Annotated in this window: 24 protein-coding genes, 1 riboswitch and 1 other annotated feature; of the genes, 1 reads left to right on the forward strand and 23 read right to left on the reverse strand. The window is 53.7% G+C overall.

Going from position 1 to position 26,587, the window contains the following annotated elements; genetic code table 11:
* Positions 1–101: 101 nt before the first annotated feature.
* From JOE21_RS15005 to JOE21_RS15115, 23 genes are all read right to left on the reverse strand, one after another.
* Entirely contained in the window at positions 102–1,145 is a 1,044-nt protein-coding gene (locus JOE21_RS15005) for a peptidylprolyl isomerase (protein WP_309867905.1), read from the reverse strand.
* Positions 1,132–4,674: a transcription-repair coupling factor gene (gene mfd / locus JOE21_RS15010; protein WP_309867908.1), complete on the reverse strand. Its 3,543-nt coding sequence runs from the start codon at positions 4,672–4,674 to the stop codon at positions 1,132–1,134. The genes JOE21_RS15005 and mfd overlap by 14 nt, the downstream gene beginning before the upstream one ends.
* Positions 4,675–4,869: 195 nt before the next feature.
* On the reverse strand, positions 4,870–5,097 hold the full coding sequence (locus JOE21_RS15015; protein WP_374709389.1) for an anti-sigma-F factor Fin: 228 nt from the start codon (positions 5,095–5,097) through the stop codon (positions 4,870–4,872).
* Positions 5,098–5,271: 174 nt separating this feature from the next.
* The gene (pth, locus tag JOE21_RS15020; protein ID WP_309867911.1) at positions 5,272–5,835 is read right to left on the reverse strand and encodes an aminoacyl-tRNA hydrolase; all 564 of its coding nucleotides are present in this window, start codon (positions 5,833–5,835) and stop codon (positions 5,272–5,274) included.
* Positions 5,836–5,889: 54 nt separating this feature from the next.
* The gene (locus tag JOE21_RS15025) at positions 5,890–6,543 is read right to left on the reverse strand and encodes a 50S ribosomal protein L25/general stress protein Ctc (RefSeq protein WP_309867913.1); all 654 of its coding nucleotides are present in this window, start codon (positions 6,541–6,543) and stop codon (positions 5,890–5,892) included.
* A 164-nt stretch (positions 6,544–6,707) separates the two neighbouring features.
* A complete protein-coding gene (locus JOE21_RS15030; RefSeq protein WP_309867916.1) occupies positions 6,708–7,652 on the reverse strand; it encodes a ribose-phosphate diphosphokinase in 945 nt (314 codons plus the stop codon).
* A gap of 271 nt (positions 7,653–7,923) precedes the next feature.
* Positions 7,924–9,306, reverse strand: a complete 1,383-nt coding sequence (gene glmU, locus JOE21_RS15035; RefSeq protein ID WP_309867919.1) for a bifunctional UDP-N-acetylglucosamine diphosphorylase/glucosamine-1-phosphate N-acetyltransferase GlmU — start codon at positions 9,304–9,306, stop codon at positions 7,924–7,926.
* Positions 9,307–9,660: 354 nt separating this feature from the next.
* Positions 9,661–9,954, reverse strand: a complete 294-nt coding sequence (spoVG, locus tag JOE21_RS15040; protein WP_309867923.1) for a septation regulator SpoVG — start codon at positions 9,952–9,954, stop codon at positions 9,661–9,663.
* Between the two features lie 96 nt (positions 9,955–10,050).
* Positions 10,051–10,425 carry a RidA family protein gene (locus JOE21_RS15045; protein WP_309867925.1) on the reverse strand — a complete coding sequence of 125 codons (375 nt, stop codon included), beginning with the start codon at positions 10,423–10,425 and terminating at the stop codon, positions 10,051–10,053.
* A gap of 1 nt (position 10,426) precedes the next feature.
* Complete coding sequence (gene purR / locus JOE21_RS15050; protein ID WP_309867928.1) at positions 10,427–11,251, reverse strand: pur operon repressor; 825 nt, start codon at positions 11,249–11,251, stop codon at positions 10,427–10,429.
* 40 nt (positions 11,252–11,291) lie between these two features.
* Entirely contained in the window at positions 11,292–12,182 is an 891-nt protein-coding gene (ispE, locus tag JOE21_RS15055) for a 4-(cytidine 5'-diphospho)-2-C-methyl-D-erythritol kinase (RefSeq protein WP_309867929.1), read from the reverse strand.
* 188 nt (positions 12,183–12,370) lie between these two features.
* Positions 12,371–12,523: a small, acid-soluble spore protein, alpha/beta type gene (locus tag JOE21_RS15060; RefSeq protein ID WP_309868026.1), complete on the reverse strand. Its 153-nt coding sequence runs from the start codon at positions 12,521–12,523 to the stop codon at positions 12,371–12,373.
* Positions 12,524–12,611: 88 nt separating this feature from the next.
* Positions 12,612–13,652, reverse strand: a complete 1,041-nt coding sequence (locus tag JOE21_RS15065; RefSeq protein WP_309867932.1) for a ribonucleotide-diphosphate reductase subunit beta — start codon at positions 13,650–13,652, stop codon at positions 12,612–12,614.
* Between the two features lie 16 nt (positions 13,653–13,668).
* Positions 13,669–15,909 (reverse strand): ribonucleoside-diphosphate reductase subunit alpha, encoded by a 2,241-nt coding sequence (locus JOE21_RS15070; protein WP_309867934.1) that lies wholly within the window; start codon positions 15,907–15,909, stop codon positions 13,669–13,671.
* A gap of 196 nt (positions 15,910–16,105) precedes the next feature.
* Positions 16,106–16,431: riboswitch (cobalamin riboswitch) on the reverse strand.
* Positions 16,432–16,560: 129 nt separating this feature from the next.
* A complete protein-coding gene (veg, locus tag JOE21_RS15075) occupies positions 16,561–16,842 on the reverse strand; it encodes a biofilm formation stimulator Veg (RefSeq protein WP_309867937.1) in 282 nt (93 codons plus the stop codon).
* A 150-nt stretch (positions 16,843–16,992) separates the two neighbouring features.
* The gene (locus JOE21_RS15080; RefSeq protein ID WP_309867939.1) at positions 16,993–17,466 is read right to left on the reverse strand and encodes a ribonuclease H-like YkuK family protein; all 474 of its coding nucleotides are present in this window, start codon (positions 17,464–17,466) and stop codon (positions 16,993–16,995) included.
* Between the two features lie 47 nt (positions 17,467–17,513).
* Positions 17,514–18,398 carry a 16S rRNA (adenine(1518)-N(6)/adenine(1519)-N(6))-dimethyltransferase RsmA gene (gene rsmA, locus JOE21_RS15085; RefSeq protein ID WP_309867942.1) on the reverse strand — a complete coding sequence of 295 codons (885 nt, stop codon included), beginning with the start codon at positions 18,396–18,398 and terminating at the stop codon, positions 17,514–17,516.
* A complete protein-coding gene (rnmV, locus tag JOE21_RS15090; RefSeq protein ID WP_309867944.1) occupies positions 18,364–18,951 on the reverse strand; it encodes a ribonuclease M5 in 588 nt (195 codons plus the stop codon). The genes rsmA and rnmV overlap by 35 nt, the downstream gene beginning before the upstream one ends.
* 23 nt (positions 18,952–18,974) lie before the next feature.
* Positions 18,975–19,748 (reverse strand): TatD family hydrolase, encoded by a 774-nt coding sequence (locus JOE21_RS15095; RefSeq protein ID WP_309867947.1) that lies wholly within the window; start codon positions 19,746–19,748, stop codon positions 18,975–18,977.
* A 102-nt stretch (positions 19,749–19,850) separates the two neighbouring features.
* Entirely contained in the window at positions 19,851–20,378 is a 528-nt protein-coding gene (lepB, locus tag JOE21_RS15100; protein ID WP_309867950.1) for a signal peptidase I, read from the reverse strand.
* Positions 20,379–20,577: 199 nt separating this feature from the next.
* Positions 20,578–22,557, reverse strand: coding sequence for a methionine--tRNA ligase (metG, locus tag JOE21_RS15105; RefSeq protein WP_309867954.1), 1,980 nt, complete (start codon positions 22,555–22,557; stop codon positions 20,578–20,580).
* A 164-nt stretch (positions 22,558–22,721) separates the two neighbouring features.
* Positions 22,722–22,976 (reverse strand) — a binding site (T-box leader).
* A 116-nt stretch (positions 22,977–23,092) separates the two neighbouring features.
* On the reverse strand, positions 23,093–24,949 hold the full coding sequence (locus JOE21_RS15110) for an ATP-binding protein (RefSeq protein WP_309867957.1): 1,857 nt from the start codon (positions 24,947–24,949) through the stop codon (positions 23,093–23,095).
* 28 nt (positions 24,950–24,977) lie between these two features.
* Positions 24,978–25,934, reverse strand: coding sequence for a DNA double-strand break repair nuclease NurA (locus JOE21_RS15115; protein ID WP_309867960.1), 957 nt, complete (start codon positions 25,932–25,934; stop codon positions 24,978–24,980).
* Between the two features lie 333 nt (positions 25,935–26,267).
* Between JOE21_RS15115 and JOE21_RS15120 the strand changes: the two genes are divergently transcribed.
* Positions 26,268–26,543: an AbrB/MazE/SpoVT family DNA-binding domain-containing protein gene (locus JOE21_RS15120; protein ID WP_309867963.1), complete on the forward strand. Its 276-nt coding sequence runs from the start codon at positions 26,268–26,270 to the stop codon at positions 26,541–26,543.
* The last annotated feature ends 44 nt before the right edge of the window (positions 26,544–26,587 follow it).

Consider the following 26,587-nt stretch of genomic DNA (forward strand, 5'->3'; position numbering starts at 1 on the left):
ATGGTCACGGCCATAGTATTCATCCGCTTCCAGCGATTTATGCGAAGCACCAAATCTCGAGAAAAAAGACAGAGCATGGGATGCTCTGTCTCTTCAATCCATTATTCTTTATCCTTTTCATCGTCTTTTTGATCCTTGTCCTGCTTTTCGGCACCCGGAATCTCCAGTTTGGTCAGCTTCACTTCCTCATCGATAAAGGTCTGGAAGCTTTCCCGTACTTTCGTACCCTTGATCTCCTCTTTCACTTCATCAAAAGGCAGTTTTTCCCGTTTGTTGACCCGGATCACATGGTAGCCGTAGTCGGTCTTGACGGGATCCCCGATCTCCTTGAGCGGTTGCTTTAAGGCAGCCTCGGAAAATTCAGGAACCCACTGGTCGGGCGTTCCTTCATATTTTCCGGAATTGTCCTTGGAACCGGGATCATCGGAATATTTCTCTGCGATTTCTTTCCACTTGCCGCCGTCTTCAAGTTTCTTCTTCACTTCTTCGGCCCGCTTCTTGGCTTCCTTGTCGGACCGTTCCTTCCCTTCCTCATCCTCCTGGGTGGAGATGAGAACATGATTTAAGTCGATATTGAGGTATGCGTCAGATTCCTCGTATTCCTTCTTTAAATCCTTTTCCTTCACCTGGCTCTCCAGGTACTCGGTGACCTTGTTGTTTTGAATCAAGAAGTTGCGCAGGTCGTCCTTGGTGATCCCGCTGTCTTTTAAAATCTTGTCGGGATCTTGCTTTTCCTGACCTTCCTGCTCCGGCTGTTCCTTCACCGATTTTTCAAATTGCTTAATCGCTTCATCGGCTTCCTTCTCATGTTTTTTGTTATCCTTCACCTTATTCGAGATCTCTTTTTCCGCGATGTGTTGCTTCACCAGTTCCTCTTTGGCTTCAGGGCTCTGGGCCATCATGGCCAGTTGCGGCTGGAAGAAAACCATCAGGTTGATATATCGGTTTAACTCCCCTTCCGTCACTTTGCCCCCCTCATATTCTGCTACCACTTTCTTGCTGTCCGTGGGAAGAGGCTCCCCTTGTCCCGTCGGATTTTCCGAATCATCGGCCCCTTCCTCGCCGGAGCCGCAGCCTGCGAGTAAGAGGGAGACTGCCAACAGCACGCTTAATGACGTTAGGAGGCTTTTTTTAAGTCGCTGCATTTCGCAATGCTCCTTTCGTTTTCGGAACCGCTTCATATTGTATCAAAAATTGTTCCACCATTTCCAGACCTTCGGCGGCAGACAATCCCTTGAGGCGGAAAATAATGCCGATCCGCTGCCCCGAAGATAGGCGGACCCGCCCGGGGAATTGTTGCGCCACCCGGAACAGGCGCTGTCCATCCACTACCTGATTTTGGTCGGGATGGAGTTTGGCGTGGATCTCCAATCCTTCCTGCTTGACCTCTTCGATGTGGTACTGGATGGCATAGGCGCGGAGTCGGGCCACCCGCAGCAAATTCATCACCGGTTGAGGCAGATCACCGAAGCGGTCTTCCATCTCTTCTTCCAGATCCCTCGCCTCATCGAGATCCCGAACCGCCCGGATTTTCTTGTAGATCTCAATCTTTTGTTTCTCGTCTCCGATATACTCCGACGGCAGGTAGGCATCGGCGTTCAATTCGATTTCCGGATCGAAGGGTTTGACCTCAATCACCTTGCCTTGTTGTTCATGGATCGCTTCTTTCAACATCTGAGTGTACATCTCAAATCCCACAGAGGCAATGTGACCATGCTGTTCCGCTCCCAGTAGGTTGCCGGCACCACGAATGGCCAAATCGCGCATGGCAATTTTGAATCCGGAACCCAATTCGGTGAATTCCTTGATCGCCTGCAGACGCTTCTCCGCCGCCTCCGACAACACCTTGTCCCGTTGGTAGGTGAAGTACGCGTAGGCGATTCGATTGGAACGGCCCACCCGTCCCCGCAGCTGGTACAGTTGGGATAAGCCCATCTTGTCGGCATTGTAGATGATCAGGGTATTCACATTGGGGATGTCCACACCCGTCTCGATAATGGTCGTGCTCACCAGCACATCGTACTCCCCGTCCAGAAAGTCCAGCATCACCCGTTCCAATTCGGTTTCCGCCATCTGTCCATGAGCGACGGCGATCCGGGCATCTGGAACCAGCATTCGAATCTGATCCGCCATCTGGTCGATGTTTTGTACCTGGTTATACAGAAAGTAGACTTGGCCGTTTCGGGCCAGTTCCCGTTCGATCGCTTCCCGTACCAGGGCAGCGGAGTACTCCAACACATAGGTCTGAACCGGAAAGCGATTCTCCGGCGGCGTTTCGATCACGGATAAATCCCGAACCCCCATCATCGACATATGAAGGGTACGGGGAATCGGAGTGGCCGTCAGGGTGAGGACGTCCACATTCGCCTTCAATTGCTTTACTTTTTCCTTGTGCTTCACTCCGAAGCGCTGCTCCTCATCGACGATCAACAGGCCCAGTTCCTTGTACTCCACATCCTTGGACAACAGGCGATGGGTTCCGATCACGATATCAACGGTTCCCTCTTTGACACCCTTAATGGTATCCTTTTGTTCTTTACGGGAACGGAAACGGGACAAGACTCGAATCTCCACCGGGAAGTCGGCAAAGCGCTCCCGGAAGGTTTCATAGTGTTGCTGGGCCAGGATGGTAGTGGGAACCAACACAGCCACCTGCTTGCCGTCCATCGTTGCCTTGAAGGCGGCCCGAATCGCCACTTCCGTCTTTCCGTACCCCACATCTCCGCACAAGAGCCGGTCCATGGGCTGCTCGCTTTCCATGTCCTTCTTTATCTCTTCGATGGAACGCAGTTGATCCCCTGTTTCTTCATAAGGGAAAAGGGAATCAAACTCCCGCTGATAGGCCGTGTCCTTTGAAAAGGAGTACCCTCTGGCCGCTTGCCGTTTGGCATAGAGCTGAATCAGATCGGAGGCGATATCCTCCACCGAGGAGCGGACCTTGTTTTTGACCTTGCTCCACTCGCTGCCGCCCAGGCTGTAGACTTTAGGGGTCTTTTCTTCACTGCCCAGGTACTTCTGCACCTGATCGATCTGTTCGATCGGGACGTACAACTTGTCGTTGCCCGCATATTGCACCAGGAGGTAATCCTTGTGGAGGCCGCCCACATCCAATGTCTCAATCCCGTGGTAACGTCCGATCCCGTGGTTGACGTGGACCACGTAGTCCCCCGGTTTCAGCTCCTGGTAATCCTTAATTTTTTCAGCATGATCCAGTTTGGTCATCCGGCGGGCGCGCCGCTGTTTCTGGGTGAAGACCTCCCCTTCGGTTACCACCGCAATCCGGGACGCCCCCAGCTCAAACCCGCCTGAGAGAGTACCGACCTGAACCACCGGTCGATGGGGAGACAGGCTCCCGTCCACCAATTCCCGGGTTACTTCCATGCCATAGTCGGCCAGGACCCGTTCCAGCCGCTCCGCCCGCTCCCGTGTGGAAGCGGTGAACATTACCCTGTACTTCCCCTTGATCCAGCGCTCCCACTCCGTTTTCAATACATGCATCTGCCCATGGAACTGCTGCATGCCGCGGCAGATGAACTGTACGATATTTTGCGGCTGAATCCCGCCGGCTTGCCGCATAAACAGAGAAAGATAGATTCGTTGATTCTGGCTGCGGTTAAACCAATCGTCATAGGAAACGGAGAGCGTCAGGGCAGGCAGATACTCCCCCTGCTGCAACAGAGCCGTCTGCCACTCCCCTTCCTCCCGTTCCATCTGCTTGGCCGATTCCTGGATGCGGGCTGGTTCATCCAATATCCACAACGTATCGGCAGGCAGATAATCCAGCAATGTCTCGTAAGCGGGGTGAATTTGACTGATATATTTATAAATACCGGTAAAACGTTGGCCCGACTTGAGCTGCTCTATTTCCCATCCGATTTTTTCCGCCAATTTGGTGCGGATGTCGGGATCCTTTACCCGGGAGAGGCGTTCCTCCAGCAGTGTAGCCACGCGATCCCCAGCCTGGTAGAGAGCTTCCGGGGAAGCAAACACTTCCCGGGCAGGCGGAATGGTAAACCGGTCCCATTTATCCTTGGAACGTTGATCCACCACCGAAAATGGACGAATGGAATCCACTTCGTCATCAAAAAACTCGATGCGAACCGGGTCCTCCTCCGTCACGGGAAACAGATCCAAAATCCCGCCTCGCAAGCTGAATTCTCCGGCTTTTTCCACCATATCCACCCGCTCGTAACCCACCCGCACCAGGTGCTTCACCAAGACTTCCACGGGGTGCTCTTCCCCCACTGTCAGGGTGCGGTGAGCGGCTGCAAAAATCTCCTGAGGTGGAAACAGTTTTCTCGCACCAGCGAATGGCACGACAAAAACCCCGCGAAAGCCGCGAGTCAATCGGGATAACACTTGAATCCTATCGCCCAGGGTTTCATGCCCGTCCAGGGCAATCTCGGTAGCTACCAATTCATTGGCCGGATAGAGAAGCACTTGCTCCCGCGGAAGCAGTTCCTGTAAATCTTCCACCGCTTTTTGGGCCTGGTTGAGATTGTGTGTGACAACCAACATGGGACGGCCAAGCTCGCGGAACAAAGCGGCCACGTACATCATGCGTGCAGACCCCGTCAGCCCGGCTACCAATTGCTCTTTTAACCCCTGTTCCAGGGAAGCGACGGTGGACTGGAAGTCGTGATCCTTCTGAAACAGCTGAACCAGGGTTTTCAAGTCCATCCTTCCTCCTCTCCGCGAGGGTGTCCTTAACCCTTCTCTGAATTCCATACAAAAAGAAGCCTCAGCTGGTACAGCCAAGGCTGTGAATTCACATCCCGGCAAAAGCACCCGCCCTACCACGTCCGTTTGCGACAAAGGGAAGGTGGCCGGAAACGGCGCCACGTAAAAAAGCCCTTGCCAGCCACGATACTATTGGAAGGGACGGGACAAGAGTGACAGTTCCGGGTTCCGTTCTAGCATATCCTGACAGGTTTCACAAACCACATTTACTTGTGTGTGACCCTCAGGCTCATCGACAATTATATCCCGCCGTTCCGCCGGGGTCAACCGATGGAAACCCAAATCCAGCTCTGTCACACGGTCGTCCTCGATTTGCCCGATAAGATGGTTGCAGTATCGGCACCGGTATTCCAACACTATGGTATGCCCCCCGCCATCGTGGTATTCCTTTAGAGCCCCATCCGGTAACTTCGAACTGTTTTGTTCACAGCCGCAAGTACCGCCTGAGTTGCCGGATACAACCTAGTATCGACAATCGGGGAGGGTTCCATTCCAAATTTGTGATGAAAAGGGTGCCCAGCAAAGTCTTTATCACTTCTGGTTGTATCGATTCATCACTTCGGGAAAAGAGGTTCCCAGCCACTCCTCAATGGCGTCAGCGGAGCGCTGGACCGCTTCCATTATCGCTTCCTCTTCCTCCCGGGCAAAGCGGGAGAGAACGTAATCCGGCACCGGAATCCGACCTTGCGGTCGACCGATGCCAATTTTAATCCGTTTAAAATCGTTGGTCCCTAAGTGATCAATCAGGGATTGAACACCACGGTGACCACCGGAGCTTCCCTTCATCCGCAGACGAATCTGGCCCGGAGGAAGATCCAGGTCATCGTATACCACCATCAGATCCTCCACACTGCACTTGAGCCATTCCAGGGCCGGTCGCACGGATTCGCCGGATCGGTTCATATAGGTTTCCGGTTTAATCAGCACCACTTTTTCTGCTCGAACGTGTCCTTCCCCTACAAAACCTCTCCATTTTTCTTTATTCACGGGAACACCCCAGCGGTCACTGAGGCGGTCGACCACCCAAAACCCGATGTTGTGACGGGTCAGGGCATACCGGATGCCGGGGTTGCCCAAACCGACGATTACTTTCATTTGTTCCTCCTCATCCGTCAAAAAGGCGCAACGTATGTGGTTGCGCCCCTTTGCTCATGATTCGTTTTCCTCTTTTTCCGCATCCACCAACTCGGGCTCCGCCTGCTCGGCTTCCGCAGCCCGCTCGTCCCGCTCTTCCGCCTCTTTCTCCTGCTCCACTTGCGGCGGCAGCACAGAGGCAACCACTTCATCCGGATCGGAGAGGAGTTCCATTTTTTCATCATGCTTCAGGTCGCGGACTTGAACGTTGTCTCCGATGGACATCCCGCTGATGTCCAGATCGATGTGGTCTGGGATGGCACCGGGCAGGGTGCGGATCAGGACGGTGCGCAACTGTTGCTGCAGGATGCCGCCCTCCTTGACCCCTTTCGGTTCACCGACCAAATTGACGGCCACTTCCACTTCGACAGGTTCATTCATCTTCACTTGTTTAAAGTCGACGTGGAGAATTTTATCCTTGATCCGGTCATGTTGCAGTTCCCGAACCATCACTTGATCGATTTTTCCATCGGGATATTTCAATTCCAAAACGGAGGTGAGACCCTGTTGTTGCAGGAAGCGGATCAGATCGCTTCCTTCCAGATGAATCAATTCGTTCTCTTTCGCACTCCCATACACCACTGCAGGAATTCGACCTTCACGGCGGAGGGCGGTCAGAATCGAACGCGGCCGACTTTCACGACGTTTCACGGAAAGTTGAGTTGCCATCGATTGGTTTTCCTCCTTGTGTGTTTCAGGGAAGCGGCCCTGATTGTCCTCAGGATATTCCACATGCCTCTATCCATTCCCTCAAACACTGGAGGATAAACCCATCGGTACTTCTAATGAGCGTTTCTATCTGTCATCTTTTTCTGTTTCGATCCATCTTTACATCAGTCAAACAACTTGCTGACGGACAGCTCCTCGTGAACGCGGATAATCGCTTCCCCGATCAGAGGGGCGACGGACAGGACGCGAATCTTGTCCAACTGTTTTTCTTCCGGCAACGGAATGGTGTTGGTTACCACCATCTCTTTGATATTCGCTTCCTTGATCCGCTGGATAGCAGGCCCGGAGAAAACGGGATGGGTACAGCAGGCATAGACTTCTTTGGCTCCGTATTCCAACAGGGCGTTAGCCGCCAGGGTGATGGTTCCCGCCGTGTCGATAATGTCATCGATAATAATGGCCCTCCGCCCTTTCACATCGCCGACGATGTTCATCACCTCGGCCACGTTGGGCTCCGGGCGCCGCTTATCAATAATGGCGATGGGGGATTGCAGGCGCTCCGCCAACTTGCGGGCGCGGATCACGCCGCCGTGGTCAGGGGAGACCACGACCACGTCTTCCAGAGCCCGTTCTTTGAAGTACTCGGACAGGATCGGAACACCCAGGAGATGATCGACGGGAATGTCGAAGAATCCTTGAATTTGTGTGGCGTGCAGATCCATCGCGATAATCCGATCGGCACCCGCCGTCTCAATCAGGTTTGCCACTAATTTGGATGTGATCGGATCCCGGGCGCGGGTTTTCCGGTCTTGACGGGCATAGCCATAATAAGGAATCACCACATTGATGGTTCGTGCCGATGCCCGTCTCAGGGCATCCACCATCACCAGCAATTCCATCAGGTGTTGATTCACCGGGTGGCTGGTGGACTGGATCACATAAACATCGGATCCCCGCACACTTTCATTTAATCGGACGTGAATCTCACCGTCGCTGAACTTTCCCACCACAGCATCTCCCAAGGGAATACCGATATGCTCAGCAATTTCCTTAGCCAGCACCGGATTGGAATTGCAACTAAACACCTGCAAACGTCTCACTGTGGACATCTTCCCCCAACCCTCCACTTTTCTTTCGATGTGTATTTCGATGCTTCCCCAAACAGCGACTGCCCGTTATTAGTCATCGTTTTAATTTGAACGAAGCGAGTATATGAGCGTGAGTTGGTCGGGCGGGTGGGCTGTCTTCGATCTCTTGCAAAAAGCGCAAAGGATCGTAGCCATCCCCCCCTCCCTTCTCACATCGCCACCAGCTCTTATCCGTACAACTGTAGTATTAGAACGCATCTACCCTAGAACACTTTATTAGGCGGAGAACACCCTAGTCGTTCTTCAGCTTTTGGTTCAACTTGCGAACATATTCACGCTTGGTCGTTTGCCGTTCCCGGGCAATCGCCAACGCCTCCGCCGGCACATCGTCGGTCACGGTGGAACCAGCCGCCACATAAGCTCCTTTACCCACAGTGACTGGAGCGATCAGGTTAACATTACAGCCGATAAATGCCCCATCCTCAATGATGGTGCGGTGCTTATGAAAACCGTCGTAATTGACGGTGAGAGCCCCGCAGCCCACATTGACATCTTCCCCTACATCCGCATCTCCCACATATCCCAAGTGGGAAACCTTGCTTCCTTTACCCAACCGCGCCTTTTTCATATCGACGAAGCAACCCACTTTACTCTGTTCTTCGAGATGAGAGCCGGGGCGGATATAAGCAAAAGGCCCGACAGCGACATGGTCGTCCACCCGGCTTTTCTGAATCACCGATTGGCGAATCACGGCTTCAGTGCCCACTTCCACATCGGTCAGGTCTGTGTTTGGTCCGATTACACATCCTTCCCCGATCCGGGTGTTCCCTCGCAGGATGGTACCGGGTTCAATCACCGTATCGGCACCGATGGTCACATCGGCATCGATATACGTGGCGGCAGGATCGACCACCGTCACTCCATCCATCATGAGTTGTTCCAGGATGCGCTGGCGCATGATTTGTTCAGCCTGGGCCAATTGAACCCGATTGTTGATGCCCTGAGCCTCTTCATGGTCCTCCATCTGTTGCGCCCCTACCGCTTCACTCTGGCTGCCCAAAACATGGATGACATCGGGAAGGTAATACTCTCCTTGCGCATTGTTATTGTCCACTTGTGAAAGCGCCTTCCATAATTTCCGATTATCAAAACAAAAAGTCCCGGTATTCACTTCCGTAATCTCCCGTTCCGCAGGTGTGGCATCTTTATGCTCCACCACACGGACTACATGGCCGTCCTCCCGGCGAATCACCCGGCCATAGCCAGCTGGATTCGGAAGATCTGCCGTCAGTATGGTGGCCGCCGACCGATTTTTCCGATGAGCCTCAACCAGTTTGGACAAGGTATCAGCGGTAAACAGGGGATGATCCCCGTTCAGCACCAGAGTGGTTCCTTCCGCATCCGATAAGAATGCTTCCGCTTGCATCACAGCGTGGGCAGTGCCCAGTTGCTCCTCCTGCCGGGCAAATTTCACCCTGTCTCCGAGATGGCCTTGGACAGACTCGGCATCATGGCCGATGACGACCACCGTCTCCGCCACCCCTATTTTTTCTAATGTATCGACGATGTGATCAATGATGGGCTTTCCACAAACCGGGTGCAGCACCTTGTGCTTTCGGGACTTCATTCGGGTCCCCTTCCCCGCGGCCAAGACGACAGCATACATTTTTTCCATGGCGTGAAGCACCCCCGCTGTTCCCAGTGCCCCATCTCGGTCATTTCGTTCTGCTTTCTCTCCCCCTTCCTATCGGGAGAGAGAAAACGAGATCTAGTTTGGAAGGTGGGACACTAGCAAAAACTCCACAACCGACTATATCCCAAAGCCTGGTGGAATGCAACAATGTCGGGTGGAAATGAATTTCCAGTCCATCCAGCTGATAGAAACAGTGGTAGAGAAGTTTCTACGAAAACGGGGATCCCTGCCTGGGATCCCCGTTCGGTGTAAGTCTTCAGTCGCGCCTTTTCCCCCGGCATATGGGACAAAGGCTCTTCATTTTCTTCCCGCGTGAAATCCCGCCCGCCCGACGGATCAGGAAGCACTCCCGCCCAGGGCGGAGCCCAGCTCATCGTCACCCGCACGGTGATACTCTTCCAATACTGCCATCTCGATCTTCTCCCGGGAATCGGGTGAAATCGGGTGGGCGATATCCCGAAATTCACCATCCGGCCTCCGCTTGCTGGGCATCGCCACGAACATTCCGTTATTGCCATCGATCACCCGAATATCGTGAACCACGAATTCCTCGTCGATGGTGATGGAAGCGATGGCGCGCATCCGCCCTTCACGGCTCACTCGCCGCAATCGCACATCCGTAATTTCCAACCTGCTTCACCACCCATTTCCAGAGATGATGTCACTCCTTCTATTCCACATGGATGATGAAACTCCTTCCACTTGTTCCCCTATTTTCGGATTTTTTCATTTCTTCACGGCGATTGCTTCCATTTCCACCCGTGCTCCCTTGGGAAGTGCCGCCACTTGTACACAAGAACGGGCCGGTAGGTGGGATTCAAAAAAGGACCCGTACACATGATTGACCGCCTGAAAATCATTCATATCTGTCAAAAATATCGTGGTTTTCACCACATGCTCCCGATCCGATCCCGCCGCTTCTAAAACAGCCGACAGGTTTTTCAGCACTTGACGCGTTTCCGCTTCGATGTCCCCTTTTACCAAATCACCCTCCGGCGTCAAGGGGATTTGCCCGGAAGTAAAAATCCACTGGTCCACTTCCACCGCTTGGTTATACGGTCCGATCGCCTGGGGAGCATGTTCCGTCTTGATTGTATTCATCTCAATCCCTCCCGTGGAATAAGGTTCCCATCTTCACCCGAATACGTCGCTCTCTTACATCCACTTCATCAACAGTGGCAAGGGAAATGTAATCGTCGACCAACCGTTCTTCCGCCCGGCTTTCCGCCATCACCCCGACACCCACCACTTCCGCACGAAACTCTTCCAGCAGGTCAAACATCCCGCGTACCGTTCCCCCCGCCTTCATAAAATCATCGATAATAAGGGTTCTGGCTCCTTCCTGCAAGCTGCGCCGGGAGAGGGAAAGGCTGCCCAGTCGTTTGCTCGAACCGGAGACCGTATTGATGGTGACAACGGAACCTTCCGTGATCCGGCTGTCCCTCCGCACAATGGCCACAGGCACGCCCAGTTGGCCCGCTGTTGCATAAGCGAGGGGGATTCCTTTGGTTTCAACGGTAACCACCGCATCCACCCGCCGATCATGGAAGACCGTGGCAAATATGCAACCGATATCCCGAACAAGAGCCGTGTCACCCAATAAGTCCGACAGGTACAAGTATCCTCCGGGAAGAATGCGGGCAGGGTTTTGTAATTCTCCGCACAGACGTTCCGACAGCTTCCGCGCCCGCTCATCTGAAATCCGGGGAATAAACCGGATGCCTCCCGCTGCCCCCGAAACGGTTTCCAGCATCCCCTCCCCCTCTTCCCGAAACACATCATGAACAATGGCCAAGTCCTCGCTGATGGAGGACTTGGCCGCTTGATAGCGCTCAGCAAAGGTGCTAAGAGGGATGAGGCGATGCGGGTGGCTCATGAGCTGTTGGGTCATGTCCACCAGCCGTGCGCTCCGCTTCCACTTTTTCATCCAAAGCCCCCCAAAATCCGAATGGTTTGCGAAAAATATATCACTTTGTACGGATTTGATCAAGTGGAAGACCTTCCAGCCCGCCCATCATCCGAACGGCATACACTTGCCGGCAAAATCCACGCAAACCGTTTACCACACGCCGCGCCAACGATTCTCGACTGACCAATCCAAAAACGGTCGGACCGCTTCCGGACATGAGCACCCCTTCCGCTCCAAATGCGGACATCCGTTCTTTGATTCTGGCCACTTTGGGATACGCGGTCAGGGTCACTTGTTCCAACACATTGGAAAGATGATGGCATACTCCATGAAAGTTCCGCGTTTCCAATGCCTGTACCATCGCGTCCAGATCGGGACGCTCCTGTTTGTGATCCAAATTCAGGGCGCCGAACACTTCTGCCGTAGATACGCCGTGCTGCGGCTTGGCCAATACCACCCAGCAAGGCGGCGGCGGAGCGATCGGGGTTAAATCCTCTCCACGCCCCCGTGCGATCGCGGTTCCCCCCCTGACACAAAAAGGGACATCGGAACCCAACTCCAGGCCCAATTCAGCCAATTCCTCCATTGTCAAGCCCAGATCCCAAAGCTGATTCAGCCCTTTTAAAGTGGCAGCCGCGTCGCTGCTGCCCCCGGCCAATCCCGCAGCCACCGGAATTTTTTTATGAATCACAATATGGATCCCTTTATTAACGGAAAACCGCTGTTTGACCAAAGCGGCGGCCCGATAGGCGAGGTTTCTGTCATCAAAGGGAACAAAACCGGAGGTGCTCTCCAGCTGAATCCCTTGGCTCGTCTCGGTCAGATCAATCCGATCCGCCAGATCGATGGTAGTCATCACCATTTCCAACTCATGGTATCCATCCGGTCGTTTATGTAGAACATCCAGTGTCAAATTGATTTTAGCCGGTGCTTTCACGGAGATATCCAACGAGATTGCCCCCCTGTCTGCCACCTGTGCTCCATTCTCCGCATGGTTTCTTTTCCCAGGTGGGGAAAAGCTGGCTTTACTATTGTAACATGTGCCTATCCCCCGTGAAAGCGGAACCGAGGGCAACTCATGCTGAATCGGTCAAACCAAAAAGCCGGGGCATCATGCCCCGGCCCGCCTGTGTTCCGTTATCGTTCGGTCATGCGCTCTTCGGCCAGCTGAATCGCCCGTTTAACCATGTTTCCGGCGTCCCGTGCTTTGATTCCACCCCAGCCTTCCTGTTGCACGACATCATAAAATCCCAGTTCCTTGGCCAGTTCGACTTTCAATGCATCCGACATGACACCGCGTCGCGCCAATGGGATTCCTCCTTTTGATGAAAACACAGGCACCCATTAGTATGATCGTTCCTGCCGAGGGTATCCCCGTTTACAATTCGTCAAACCCGTTGGCATCTGACACCTTGGTGTACTGGCGCGACTTTCCTTCAAAGAAGTCCTGTTTTCCGCTGTTGACATCCTCGTATGCAAGAATCCAGCGCATGGGGTTTTGCCGATATCCCGGAAAAGGCGGTTCCGCCCCCAGCTCCCGTACACGCTTATTCGCCATAAACCGGATGTAAGCATCCAACTCCTCCGGTCCAATTCCAGGAAAACGGTCCCCCAGGATATATCGCCCCCACCGAATTTCTAATTCCGCCGCTCGCCGGAAGGTTTCCGTAACAAAGGCACGGGTGTCGTCGGTATCCAATTCCGGCCGTTCCGCCAACAGCTCCTTGAAAATCTGTACAAACAAACGGACATGGAGCTGTTCATCCCGGTTGATGTAGTTGATCATGGTGGAGGTGGCTACCATCTTTTGATTGCGGGCGAGGTTGTAAAAGAACGCGAAACCGGAATAGAAATTTAAGCCCTCCAGGATGACGTCGTACACGATGGACTCCATCAAGGTACGAGGAGTCGGGTTTTCCACAAACGCTTCATACCCCTGAGCGATGAAATCGTTCCGTTCCCGCAATACCTCGTCCGTCTTCCAATATTCGAAGATACGGTCCTGTTCCCGTTTATCCACCAAGGATGACAATACATACGAATACGACTGGTTATGGACGACTTCCTGAAAGGAGAGAACCGCCATCAAAGCGGATAAACTGGAATCCGTCAAGTAATCCGCCACCCGGGAGGAGTAGTCGGTTTGGATGGAATCGAGAAACGCCAGCAATCCGATGATCCGTTTAAAAGCAAAGCGTTCGTCTTCACTCAGATCCTTCCAATGCTTCACGTCTTCCGCCATATTGATTTCAAAAGGGGTCCAAAAATGAGCCAGCATGTTTTTGTAAAGCGGATAGGCCCACGGAAAACGGCAGTCGTCCCAGTTAAGCACATTGGAAGAGCGTCCTCCCACGATGCCGGTGCTGGCATTGGGAGCTGTTACATCATACAGCTTTCGCTTCGGCAATTGGACTTCCATCGTTTTACCCCTTTCATCAGGATGAGCAACTTTCACAATCGTCGTACTGGGACGAAGTGGAACGGGTATAGTAAGTGGTCTTGACGCCGGATTGCCAAGCGGTTAGATGAAGTTCCAACAACTCCTTGGCACGGACATCATGTTTCACATATAGATTGAAAGACTGGGACTGATCGATATGACGCTGACGGGCCACCAACTGGCGCAGGCTCCAGCGGGGGTCGATCTCATGGGCGGGTTTGTACACCCATGCCGTCCGCGGGCTGAGATCAGGGGCCGTCACCGGAATCTTGTAGTTTTTCTTCTCTTCGCTGTATTCCTGACGGAATACCGGATCGATGGATGCGGTGCTGCCTGCGATGACAGAGGTGCTGGCGTTGGGTGCCACCGCCAGCAGGTATCCGTTGCGAAGCCCGTGGTAGTGAACGTCTTCCGCCAATCGCTGCCAACGGTGAGAAGAATAGTTGCGACGCCGGATCCAGGCTCCTGTATCCCATTCACTTCCCTTGAACAACGGGTACGCCCCTTTTTCCCGGGCCAGCTCCATCGAAGCGCGAATGGTTTGGTAAGCGATCTCCTCATATAATTCATCCGCCAAGGCGACGCCTTCCTCCGATTCCCACGGAATTCCCTTTAAGGCCAACAGGTGGTGCCAACCAAATGTGCCCAGTCCCACCGCCCGATAGCGTTTGTTGGTGCGGCTTGCCTGCAACACCTCCAGCGTGTTCAGGTCGATCACATTGTCCAGCATTCGAACCTGGATTGGAATGAGGCGCTCCAGCACCCCGTCCGGCACCGCCCGTCCCAGGTTGATGGAAGACAAGTTGCAGACGACGAAATCACCCGGTTCTTTGGTGATTAGGATTTTCCCGTCTTCCAGCTGTTCCTCGATCACCCGGGTAGGAGACTGATTCTGGGTGATCTCCGTACACAAGTTGGAGGAGTAGATCATACCGGCGTGCTTATTGGGGTTTTCCCGGTTTACTTCATCCCGGTAGAAAAGATACGGGGTTCCCGTTTCCAATTGGGAGATGAGCACCCGCTTCATCACTTCAATCGCCGGAACCTTCTCCTTGGAAAGGCCGGGGTGCTCGATACAAGCCTGGTACCGCTTGCGAAACGTTCCTTCTCCCCGCTTCTCATCGTAGCTGTCCTCCAACGACCACCCCATCAAGCGCCGCACCTCATGGGGATCAAACAGATACCAATCCCCTCTCTCCTCCACTTTTTCCATAAAGAGATCAGGAACGCAGACCCCGGTAAACAGATCATGGGTTCGCAAACGTTCGTCCCCGTTGTTCAGTTTCGCATCCAGGAAAGCAAAAATATCACGGTGCCACACATCCAGATAAACGGCGATGGAGCCCTGTCGTTGACCCAGCTGGTCTACGCTGACCGCCGTGTTGTTCAACTGTTTCATCCAGGGAAGAACACCGGAAGAAACCCCCTGAAAACCCCGGATATCACTGCCGCGAGCCCTGATTTTGCCCAGATAGACACCAATCCCGCCGCCGCCCTTGGACAACGTGGCCACATCCGTGTTGGTATCGTAAATACCCCGCAGAGAATCATCTACCGTGTCGATAAAGCAGGAAGAGAGCTGACCAAACGCTTTGCCGGCATTCGCCAGCGTCGGAGTAGCCACAGTCATATATAAATGACTCAGTGCCCAGTATGTTTCCCGCACCCGATCCAACCGCCGGTCCGCCCTTTCATGGGCCATCAACACCATCGCGATCACCATCAACCGCTCCTGGGGCAGCTCCATCACTGCTCCTTCGTGTGACCGCGCCAAATAACGATCCGCCAATGTGCGAAGCCCCACGTATGTAAACAACTGATCCCGCTCCGGTCGGATCTCCCGGCCGAGTGTCAAAATCTCCTCATGGGAGTAGTTCTTCGTCAACAGGGGGGAATAGATCTCTTTATCCGTCAATGTATGAATTAAATCCGCAAAGGGGCCGTAGGGGTTCTTATCCGGATCGTACCCGCGATAGGCTCCAGCCAATCGGTACAGGTGGGAGGCATAGAGGCGGGAAGCGACAAACGTCCAGTCCGGAGCTTCCCGTCGAATCTCTTCCAGCGCATGCAAAATCAGCCCTTGTGTCCACTCCTCTTCATCCAGCCCTTGTTGGCTCAGCTTTTCCGCTCGGCTTAGGAAAACTTCCGCGTCCAGGCCCGGATGATTGGCCAAAATCCTGCGCAGCGCATCCATCCTCGCTTCCATCGTCTCCTGTTCCACCGATAACGTCGCCATAATGGCAGGCCACCCTTTCCATTGAGAGATTGCGGGCCATGAAAAAACCACCCGCCAGGGGGGGGTGGAAAAACGGCAAATTAGGATACAGGCGCGAGTGGTCCATGTGGAACCCGGTGCCGCCTACCACATAGAGAGCACACCAAAAACGCCATCCATCAAATGCCGTTTCCACTCTCAACCCCCGAAGAATAGAAACGTACCGTGGATTGGGCAGGTCTACTGGCTCATGCTTCCTCCTACTCCGAGCCTTCCCACACCCTGGGACGTGTCTGAACAATCCATAGGACAAGATTCCGGGCTGGTATGGCTGTCTTCGTTTCGTTGCAAAAAGCGCAAAGGCTCTCTGCCAGCCATACCAACCCTCCCTTGTTCTCATGGAAAAATAAATGACCAGACAGGCCCTAGGTAGGTGCAGTGGCGCATTCGTTTCGTCGGCATTCACAGTTGCGGGGACAGCCCCGGAATCGCACCGGGTTCCCTTTTCACCCTCGTCAGGGCACCCATTTCCACAATATATAGTGTTTTTCTTGATGATATCATCAAAATGTATGGTTCTATCCTATCGTATTCCCAGGGTCGATGCAATAAAAAAATCCGAGCCCTCAAATCCGGATCTCGGATAAAACAAATAGAACACGTCACCGTGTTCTATTGCGGGTTTTTTACATATTTCACAGGAACTTGTCCCTCATCTTGAAACACGGTCAGTTCCACCGTCTCTGTCAGGATGTCAGCGTAACTGTAGGAGACACGTTCAAACGAGTGTTGCTCCTCGTCCAGCTTCACGATGAACACGGAGGGATATGTCTCTTCCAGTACTCCACTTCGTTCAATGGTCTTTCGACGTCCGCTGTTGGCTTTGAGACGGATTTTTTGCCCAATGTAACCTTCCAACGTACGCTTTATCTCAGATAGCGCATTCCTACCCATTACAATCGACCACCTCACTCGTAACCCATTGTATCACAGTGAGGTCAACTTTGTCAAAAGTTGAATTATAGCAGTGGGACAACCCAGCTGTCAACGGATTTTTTTGCTGAAATCAGGCGAAAAATGGCCTAACGAGACGCACCGTTATGATCACTTGGTAAAACGGTCGGCAACGGCGCTGGCCGCGTAAGCATCCGGCTTGATTTTAGCCGTATAACCCACCGACGTCACCCAGCCGACCACTTCCTGAATCAGTTTGCGCGTTTCCCCTTTTCGCCCCACATCCAAATGGATCTCTACGGGCAACTCCATGGAGGCACCCAGAAACCCCTTCTCCTTCAAACGATCCATACAAGCCAGGCTGTATTCCGTTTCCTTATAGATCCGATAGCGCAGATCGAGGATGGGCCGGCTCCGCTTCTTGGCGTAGAAGAAGAGGGCTCCTTTCCCCACCCGGTGCAAGATGACAGCCGTAACAAACAAGGTACCACGATGGCTGGTTTGCGAGTCGGTTCCTATCACCATTTTATAGCAGGCGGATCGGTCCTCTTCGATGAACGCACAGATGGATGCAATCATTTTCTCCAGTTCGATCCGACCTTTTCGCGGATGGATAAAGTCCATGGGTCCCCTCCAGGGTGGCTCCCACAAAGGATGCCAATCTTACCCTCTTATGATATGTGTGGAAGAATCCGTTCATCCAAGTGGTTCGTCAAACAGGCGAACTCTTCCAGAGACAAGGTTTCCCCTCGACGACGCGGATCGATCCCAGCCGCCTCCAGCGCACCGATCAATACCTCTTTACCCAGGTCCGCGGGCAACAGAGGGGCCAGCGCGTTGGGAAGGGTTTTACGCCGCCGGTTGAAGGCGGCACGGATGATTTGAAACAACAGGCGTTCGTGATTCACTTCGACCGGCGGCTGGCTGCGCACATTGAGACGGATAACGGCAGAGTCCACTTGCGGCCGGGGAATAAAAACATGAGCCGGAACGCGGCAAACCCACTCCGGATCCGCATAGTAACGGGTGGCCACCGTAATGGAACCATACGCTTTGGTCCCCGGTTCCGCCGTCAACCGCTCTGCCACTTCTTTTTGGATCATCACCACGATATGGGCCAAGGGCAGCCGCTCTTCCAACAACCGCATCAAAATGGGGGTAGTCACGTAGTAAGGCAGATTGGCAACGACGCTGGGGCGGGGGTTTGTCCCCAGCTCATCCCGGATCAATGCCGCCAGATTCACCTTCATGACGTCCCCGTGAACAACGGAAACATGGGGTTGATCGGCAAACAACTCTTCCAACACGGGCACGAGCCGCCCGTCCAGCTCCACCGCCACTACGCGTCCCGCCTCGCTGGCCAAGCGTTGTGTCAAAGCACCCACCCCTGGTCCGATTTCCAACACACCGGTGCGGGAGTCCAATTCCGCCGCTTTCATCATTTTGTCCAACACATGTTGGTCTGTGAGAAAGTGTTGTCCCAAACTCTTTTTCAACTGAATGCCGTGACGGGCTAGGATCTCACGCGTCCGCCCGGTGATCCAGGTCGAAGTCATCCGCCTCCCCCCCTTTCAGCTGGTTCAAAGCGGTTTCAAACTCTTCCCGGGTGATCCGGAGGAGATGGATGCGTTTAAAAAACTGGCGGCCATTGGCATAGCCCACACCAAGGAAACGACTGAGCGCAAGCCGTCGCTCCCTGGAACCGGGGCCCCCGGAAAGACCCGCTTCCAGATACCGCTCCCAGGATACTCCCCGGTCAAACGTTCCCTCCTCCTCCAGGCGGGCTTCCACCAGCGCGGATCGGATGACTTCCGGTGCCGCATGTTCTACACCGACCCCATAAGGTCCCCGGGCCCGCTCTTCCAGAACAAACGCATGCTTTAAGCCGGGCACCTCCCGGGAAAGGATTCGCCGGATCCGCTCCCCAGCTGCATCCGGGTCGGTAAAGACGATCGCCCCCCGCACCTGTTGCGCTCGCCGTACATCGGCGATCACATCGGGTCCGACGGCGGAACCCCCGGTTTCGATGGTATCTGCTTGAACCGCCCGCTTAATGGCGGCCGTATCTTTTTTTCCTTCGACGACGATAACTTCCTTAATTGGTTTCAACGTGGGTACGTTCTTCCTTCCAGTCAGTCTTTTATCCGAAACAGACGGTTGGCGTTATCTGCCGTGTAACGGGCCACTTCTTCCAAGGAAAGGCCCTTAAGATCGGCGACGGCTTGAGCCACCAGCCGCACATAACCCGTCTCATTGCGTTTGCCCCGGTTGGGATGCGGCGCCAGATAAGGAGCGTCCGTTTCCACCAGCAACCGGTCGATGGGAACACGGCGGGCGATTTCCTTGGGGGTCTTCGCATTTTTAAAGGTGACCGGTCCGCCCAGGCCGATCATAAAGTTCATCTTCAGGCATTGCTCGGCGATGTTCCAATCTCCGCCGAAGCAGTGCATGACGCCCCCTACTTCTTCCGCCTTTTCTTCCCGCAGGATCCGGACCACGTCCTCGTGCGCATCCCGATCATGGATAATGATGGGCAAATCCAGTTCCCGGGCCAGGCGAATCTGTTGGCGGAAGACGCTTTCCTGTACCCCTCTGGGCGAATGGTCCCAATGGTAGTCCAGCCCCATCTCCCCAAGAGCGACCACCTTGGGATGGTCGGTGAGGGATTCAAGCCAATCCAAATCATCCACCGTGCAATCCTTGGCATCGTGAGGGTGCCATCCCACCGCAGCGTAGATAAAATCATGCTTTTCCGCCAGTTCCAGGGTGGGCGGAATCGTCTCCCGGTTGAAGCCGATGTTGAGGATCCGGCTCACCCCGTATTCTTCCCGTGCCCGCTTTAGGACTTCGTCCCGGTCTTCGTCAAACTGTTTGTCGTTGATGTGTGTATGACTGTCAAAAAGCATCGGTGCTTTGGTCCTCCCCATTTATGGCGGTGTACAATCAGGATCGTTTATACTACTACAGTCGCATTTGCTGCGCCTGCTCTTATCAGTACAACTGTAGGATTACGGGTTTTGGCTGAACAACAGCTGGAATTGGTGAATGGGCATCAATTGGACGTCTGCCCGGCCCACCACCTCTCCCATGGAGACCGCTCCGATTTGTCTGCTGTCCTGACTGTGATTGCGGTTATCGCCCAACACAAAAAGATGGTCCGGCGGAACAACAGTCTCCGGCATTCCCCTCCGGATCCGTTCCTGATTGATGTACGGCTCCGACAATGGTTCCCCGTTGCGGAACACTTCACCGTTTTTGATACTGATCTTGTCGCCGGGTTTCCCGATCACCCGCTTAATGTAGTCGCGTTTTTCCGCTGTATGGAAAACGACGATGTCCCCGTATTCCGGTTCCCGTACATCGTATATCCATTTATTAACAATCAACAGTTCCTCTCCCTCGAACGTGGGGTACATAGACTCCCCATGAACTTGGTAGGGAGCGAACAGAAACACACGAATCACGATCATGAGGGATGCCGCCACGATTAAGGCAGTCATCCATTCGTGAGCGGCACTTTTCGCCTTCTTCCCCAAAACAGACCCCCTCCAAACATTTCTTGTTCCTTCCATTCTACCCGTTTTCGCCTCCGAAATCAGCCGTTCCTTCGGATTGATGTTTATTTTGTCACCTTTTTAAACGTCCTCGATGGACAGAACCGGATCAAAAAAGAAGCCCCTTCTTTAGAAAGGAGCTTCTTCTCTCCATGAATGAAAACGCCGATCCGCTTCTTCTTCACTTCACTTGAGCACCGTTGGGAATATCGGAGGAGACCGTGGACAGAACCAGTTGATCCCCTTCTTTGGCCGCCAACACCATCCCTTGGGATAGTACTCCCCGCAGTTTGACGGGCTTTAAGTTGGCCACACAGATCACTTTTTGCCCGATCAGCTGATCGGGGTTGTAATGCTGGGCAATTCCGGCCACCACTTGACGCTTTTCAAAGCCGAGGTCCAATTGCAATTTCAGGAGGCGGTCAGCTCCCTTGACCCGGTCGGCTTCCAGGATCTCCGCCACCCGCAGATCCACTTGCGCAAATTGGTCGATCGAGATCATATCGGCTTGATTGGTCTCTTTTTGCTTTGCCTCTTCCGCTTTTGGCTGGGCCGCTTTTTCCGTTTTCTCCACCGGAATCCCTCCCATCAACCGTACGATTGCTTTGGCTTCTTCTTCCACATCCAGACGGGGAAACAGAGGGTTTCCTTTGTTGACCCGGATCCCTGCCGGAAAAGACCCAAAGACGGCCACACTGTCCCAGCTGGTTTTTTCTCCTTCTTCCAACCCCATTTGTTCCCACATGCGAACCGGCGTGCGAACCAGGAAGGGACGGATCAGGATACTGGCAAAGCGGAGGCTTTCCAGTACATGGTAAAGACTTGATTCCAACACCTCTTTTTTGGCCGGATCCTTGGCCAACTCCCACGGCATGGTCCCTTCCAGATAGCGGTTGGTCCCCCGCACCAATTCCCAGATGGAGGCAAGAGCGACCGAAAACTGCATCCGGTCCATCGCTTTCTCCACCTTGTTGACGGTTTCGGTCGCCAATCGTACCAGGGATTCATCTTGCTCCGTAGCACCGGGGATCGGCTTACCCACCACACCGCCGCTGTATTTATTCACCATGGTCAGGGTACGGTGCAACAGATTGCCTAAGTCGTTTGCCAAATCGGCATTGGCGCGTTCAACAAACCCTTCAGGCGTAAACACTCCGTCCTGGCCGAAGGGAACTTCCCGTAACAGATAATAACGGAGAACATCCAACCCATAGCGTTCAATCAAGGGCAGGGGATCCACCACGTTGCCTTTAGATTTGGACATTTTACCGTCTTTCATCTGGAAAAAGCCGTGGGCAAACACTTTTTTGGGCAGTGGCAGATCCAACGCCATCAGCATAATGGGCCAGTAGATAGTATGGAAACGAACGATATCCTTTCCTACCAGGTGAACGTCCGCCGGCCAGTATTTCTGGTACTTGGCATCATCCTCGGTTCCATATCCCAGTGCGGAGATATAGTTGGTCAGGGCATCCAGCCATACGTACATCACGTGTTTGGGATCATTGGGAACGGGAATGCCCCAGTCGAAGGTGGTACGGGAGACACACAAATCTTCCAGGCCCGGCTTGATGAAGTTTTGGACCATTTCGTTTTTGCGGGATTCCGGCTGGATGAAGTCGGGGTTTTGCTCATAGTACTGAAGCAGTCGGTCGGTATATTTGTTCATGCGGAAAAAATAACTTTCTTCCCGCACCTTTTCCACCGAGCGTCTGCAGTCCGGGCAATTTCCTTCCTCCAACTGCCGTTCAGTCCAAAACGATTCACAAGGGGTGCAATACCATCCTTCATATTCATCCAGGTAGATGTCTCCCTGATCCAACAGACGTTGAAACAACGTCTGTACCACTTTCTTATGGCGCGGTTCGGTAGTCCGGATAAAGTCGTCATAGGAGATGTCCAAGGCGCTCCACAAATGCTGGATTCCTTTGACGATCTCATCCACGAAACCTTGCGGATCTTTACCCGCTTCCGCCGCCCGGCGCTGGATTTTTTGTCCATGCTCGTCGGTCCCGGTCAAGTACATGACATCAAAGCCCCGGAGTCGTTTGTAGCGGGCCATGGCATCTCCTGCCACTGTGGTGTAGGCATGGCCGATATGCAATTTGTCATTGGGATAATAAATCGGTGTCGTGATGTAATACGAGGGTTTGGTACTCATCTGGGTCGCTCCTTCACCAAGGACTGATAATCTTACTTCCGGTACAAATCTCTCGCCTCGGTCACTTCATTCCCGGGTCTCGCTATGCACTTACCAAAGCACAAGTCTCGCCTCGGTCACTTCGTTCCCGGGTCTCGCTATGAAACAAAAAAACCTCTTGCCCGTATTGGGGCGAGAGGTTTTTCTCACGCGGTACCACCCATGTTCGGCACAACCTCACGGCTCGTGCCCTCCATCAGTGCTTTTTCAATCGCACTGTCCCGGTAACGCCGGGGGACGCCCTTCCCTACACACCGAACCCGGCTTCAGGAAGGGTTCTCAGGGGCCATCTTCCCCCCTTGCCCCCATACCGGCTTTCACCTGACCCGGCTCTCTGTCCATGGTGGCGCAGGGGTACTCCTCCCCGTCCTTGAATCGCGCATCCGTCATCACGTGGATAACGGGATAAAGTTCGTCACACTCCATTATAGACAAAAAGAGCGACGGGTATCAAGGGTCTAACGGGATGTGAGACCATTTTTTCATTCCACAGCTGTCAGCGCTCAACCCGGCTGGAAACACGGTCGTAGCGGTTCACAAACGGGGAGACCTCTTTGGCCAGCCTTCCCCCTTCCGCCCAGCGATCCAACTCGCTGCGCAGTCGTTCCACATCCCAATCCAATCCGCATTCCCGGTTGATTTCGTCACAGGCTTGTACCAGATCCGTGTCAAACAGGGGCAGACGTGCTTCAATCACCTGTAATACGCGATCCTCCCGCTCCGCCCGCACGGCCCGCAATTCATCAAAAGGATTGGCCACGTGGGGGCTGTGAGTGTAGGCGGCCCGAATCCGTACAAACACGGTGCGGCCAAACAAGGCGGAGGAGACGAATGTGTCTCCAGACCGCAGGTAAGGAAGCCGTTTGCCTTCCTCGGGAGTCAGGTCCGTTTCTTCCCTCAAGGTGGCGATGTCGGTGCCGCGAACCGTCCGGAAAACAAATTTGGTGTTCAATTGAGCTGTAATCGTTTCGTCCAACAAGGTAGGGCGCTGGGTGGCCAGGACCAGAAACGCTCCATATTTACGCCCCTCCTGAGCAATCTCTTTTAAAATCGCTTTCGGCGGCGATTCCAGCCCTTTGGGGGCAAAGTTGTGAGCCTCGTCCGTCACGGTGATAAACGGCGGAAAAAAGGTTCCCTCATTCCCGTTCATGCGGGCGTCTTTGTACTCCCGCCTCTTTCGGTAAAGCGATCCGATCACATAGGTGGAAAACACCTGCAAAATCCAGGACGGCCCTTGAACCACCACCATCTTCCCCTGCTCCATCCCCCGCTGGATGGGACGAATGTCGTGCTGGAACAACCCTGCTTTCTCCAGCCGGTTCAACCGCCATTGCACCCCCTTGACCGAAGCGAGGGGCAGACTTCCAAACTGATGGTGCAGTTCCATCAGGTCCTTGATCCGTTCCGCTTCAGTAGGGGTGAGATCGTCTTCCCGCAACCGCTTCTTCAACCCCTGTGCGCCTTCTTCAATGGCTTGGGCCACATTGTTGAGCCGATCGCTGAATGAAATAAAACTGTCTTTGCGGCGGTGCAGGGACTGAACCACATTTACCATCGACTCGGATACCCCTCCCCCTGCCGCACCCACCAGACTAACCACATCCCGGGTGGACAGGTCGGAAAAGGCGATTCCCACTTCCCGGCCCACCTGAACGACGATCCACTTGTCGTCAAAAGAAGGGGAGCAGTGACTCAGCTCCGGCATCTTTTCCCCAAAGCCCATCTCAAAGTGGGGATCGAACACCAGCGTCGGAATGGTCAATTTCATCAATTCCTCTAGAATCACCCGCAAGCCGAATGATTTTCCGGATCCGGAACCTCCGAATATCCCCATATGGGGATATTGTTGCATCGACTGAATATCAAACAAAAAAGGGACGCCGGATTGGGGGCGGATTTCCCCTTCTTCCATCAGGTGGACTTTCTCCCGCAAATCTTCGTCCAGTCCGTCTTTCAAGGAATCGGTACCCCGGATCTCTCCCAGCACCATTCCTTCTTCCGGCGTGGTTTTCACCAGCAGATGACGCACCTCGTCAAACCGCGGCGACCTCACTTCGGAACCGGTTTGAACCGGATGGGGGGCTTCCGCAAATAGCCGCAGTTTAGCCAGATTGATCTCGTCCGATCCGATATCGTAGCCGATCTGCTCCAGAGACTGGAGCACCTGGGAATCCACCACAGACCGGTCCAGGCCCATGGGAATAAAGCGGTTGTAGGACAAGGTTTCCACCACTTCTCCCCTGGGGTTACCCAATGGACCGTCTTCGATCACCAGGATCTCATTGATGCGAAACTTGCGATCCTTTGATGCCACGTAGACTTCCTGTTGCGTGGTCACGCCCACCACTTGCATCGCATTCGCCTCCTCGGTTCTTTCGCCCTCACAACACGCGGTCCTTTCGTTTCGGAACCAACAAACGGTGCCGCAGATCCGGGTCAATATATTTCTCCACCAGTGCCGCCACCAACGGGTCCGTCACCCTCACCTCCCGGTCCACAATGTCCAGCCACAGAGGAATGCCTCTTCCCTGAGCGGGAGTGAGGGTGTGAACCAAGCGGAGCAGTTCCTCCCGATCCCCTTCCTGACTCAGTAAACCGTCCACCCCTACCGGCTGGGGACTGCTGGAGGAGCAAATCACTGCTTTCCACAAAGCCGGCCCCGAAGGATTGAGCAGCTCGGATAAAAATACCTCTCCCGATTGCATCACACCGAACAAAATTTCCCGATCCGCACAAGCTGTCCCATCGGGAAATAACCGACGCGCAAGTGTTCGGGTACCGATTTCCTCCGCCACCCCCACCAACAACACACCCGCTTTTTCCGCTTCCTCGGCTAGAGCTTCCCAAGCCTCCGGCTGGTCAATCCAAAAGTGAAGAAGGGATCCGTCCATCATAATCACTCTGGGTTTCCAGCGCCGAATCGCTTCCCGTGCCACTCCAATCTCCAAACCGGCCAGCAACCGGCCGCGTTGTTTCGCTTCCCGGGCCAGCTCCCCTTCTTCGCCCGCTTCATCCGTATCAAGAAGGGGCGTATACAAATCCGCATCCCAATGCTCCTCGCCCCGGGTTCCTTTGGCCAGCGCCTGGAATACGGACAATGTATGGGGATGGGTCCCGGGGGTGGAGTTGACGGAGCCGTCCACTCCCACCAGGCTGCCTCCCGCGAGCCACGCATTCATCTGTCCACCCGTCCATTTCCGGATGGGGGAAAAGCGGCCGATCCGGGCCAGCCGTTCCCGGATGAGTCTCGGTTCAAACACACCAGAGGGATACACCCGCCTTAGTTCGCGATTGGCTTCCTGCAACCGACGCTTCAATTCTTCCGACACATTCAGCATGCCTGATTCCCCCCGCGATGAGCCCGTCCGCACTTCTTTCTTTTCAGTGTACAGGAAAAAAGCGGTTCCGAGAATCCCTGCCGCCCTGCTCCAGTAATTCGGTTCTTTTTTGAATCCACTATCTCCCGATTAAAAGTGAAACACCCGTGACTGGCATGGATCCAATGGTCTCTCCCAGCTTCTAAAAAAATTTTCTATAAAATTGGGAGGCTGTTATATTGACTGTTATGGGAATCGCTGGTATGATGATGAGGACGCCGTTCATGTCGAATTTTGACGGTGTCGATACCAAGACCAAAAAACTAGACCAAAGAATGAGAGGAGACATTCGCAATGCTCAAATCTACCGGAATTGTTCGGAAAGTGGACGAGCTTGGCCGTGTTGTCATTCCGATCGAACTGCGCCGCACCTTGGGAATTGGAGAAAAGGATGCTTTGGAGATCTATGTCGACGGGGAACGAATCGTGCTGAAAAAATATGAGCCGGCCTGTATTTTCACTGGAGAAGTAGATAACACCGTTCGTTACAAAAACAAAGTGGTCAGCCGTAAATGTATTGAAGAAATGTATAATATCTTGAATAAAGAAGAAGGCGTAACGGCGAAATAACATAATTATTACAAAAACATCTGTTTATTCTAAACATAACCCAT

Source organism: Desmospora profundinema (assembly GCF_031454155.1).
Classification (GTDB): domain Bacteria; phylum Bacillota; class Bacilli; order Thermoactinomycetales; family DSM-45169; genus Desmospora; species Desmospora profundinema.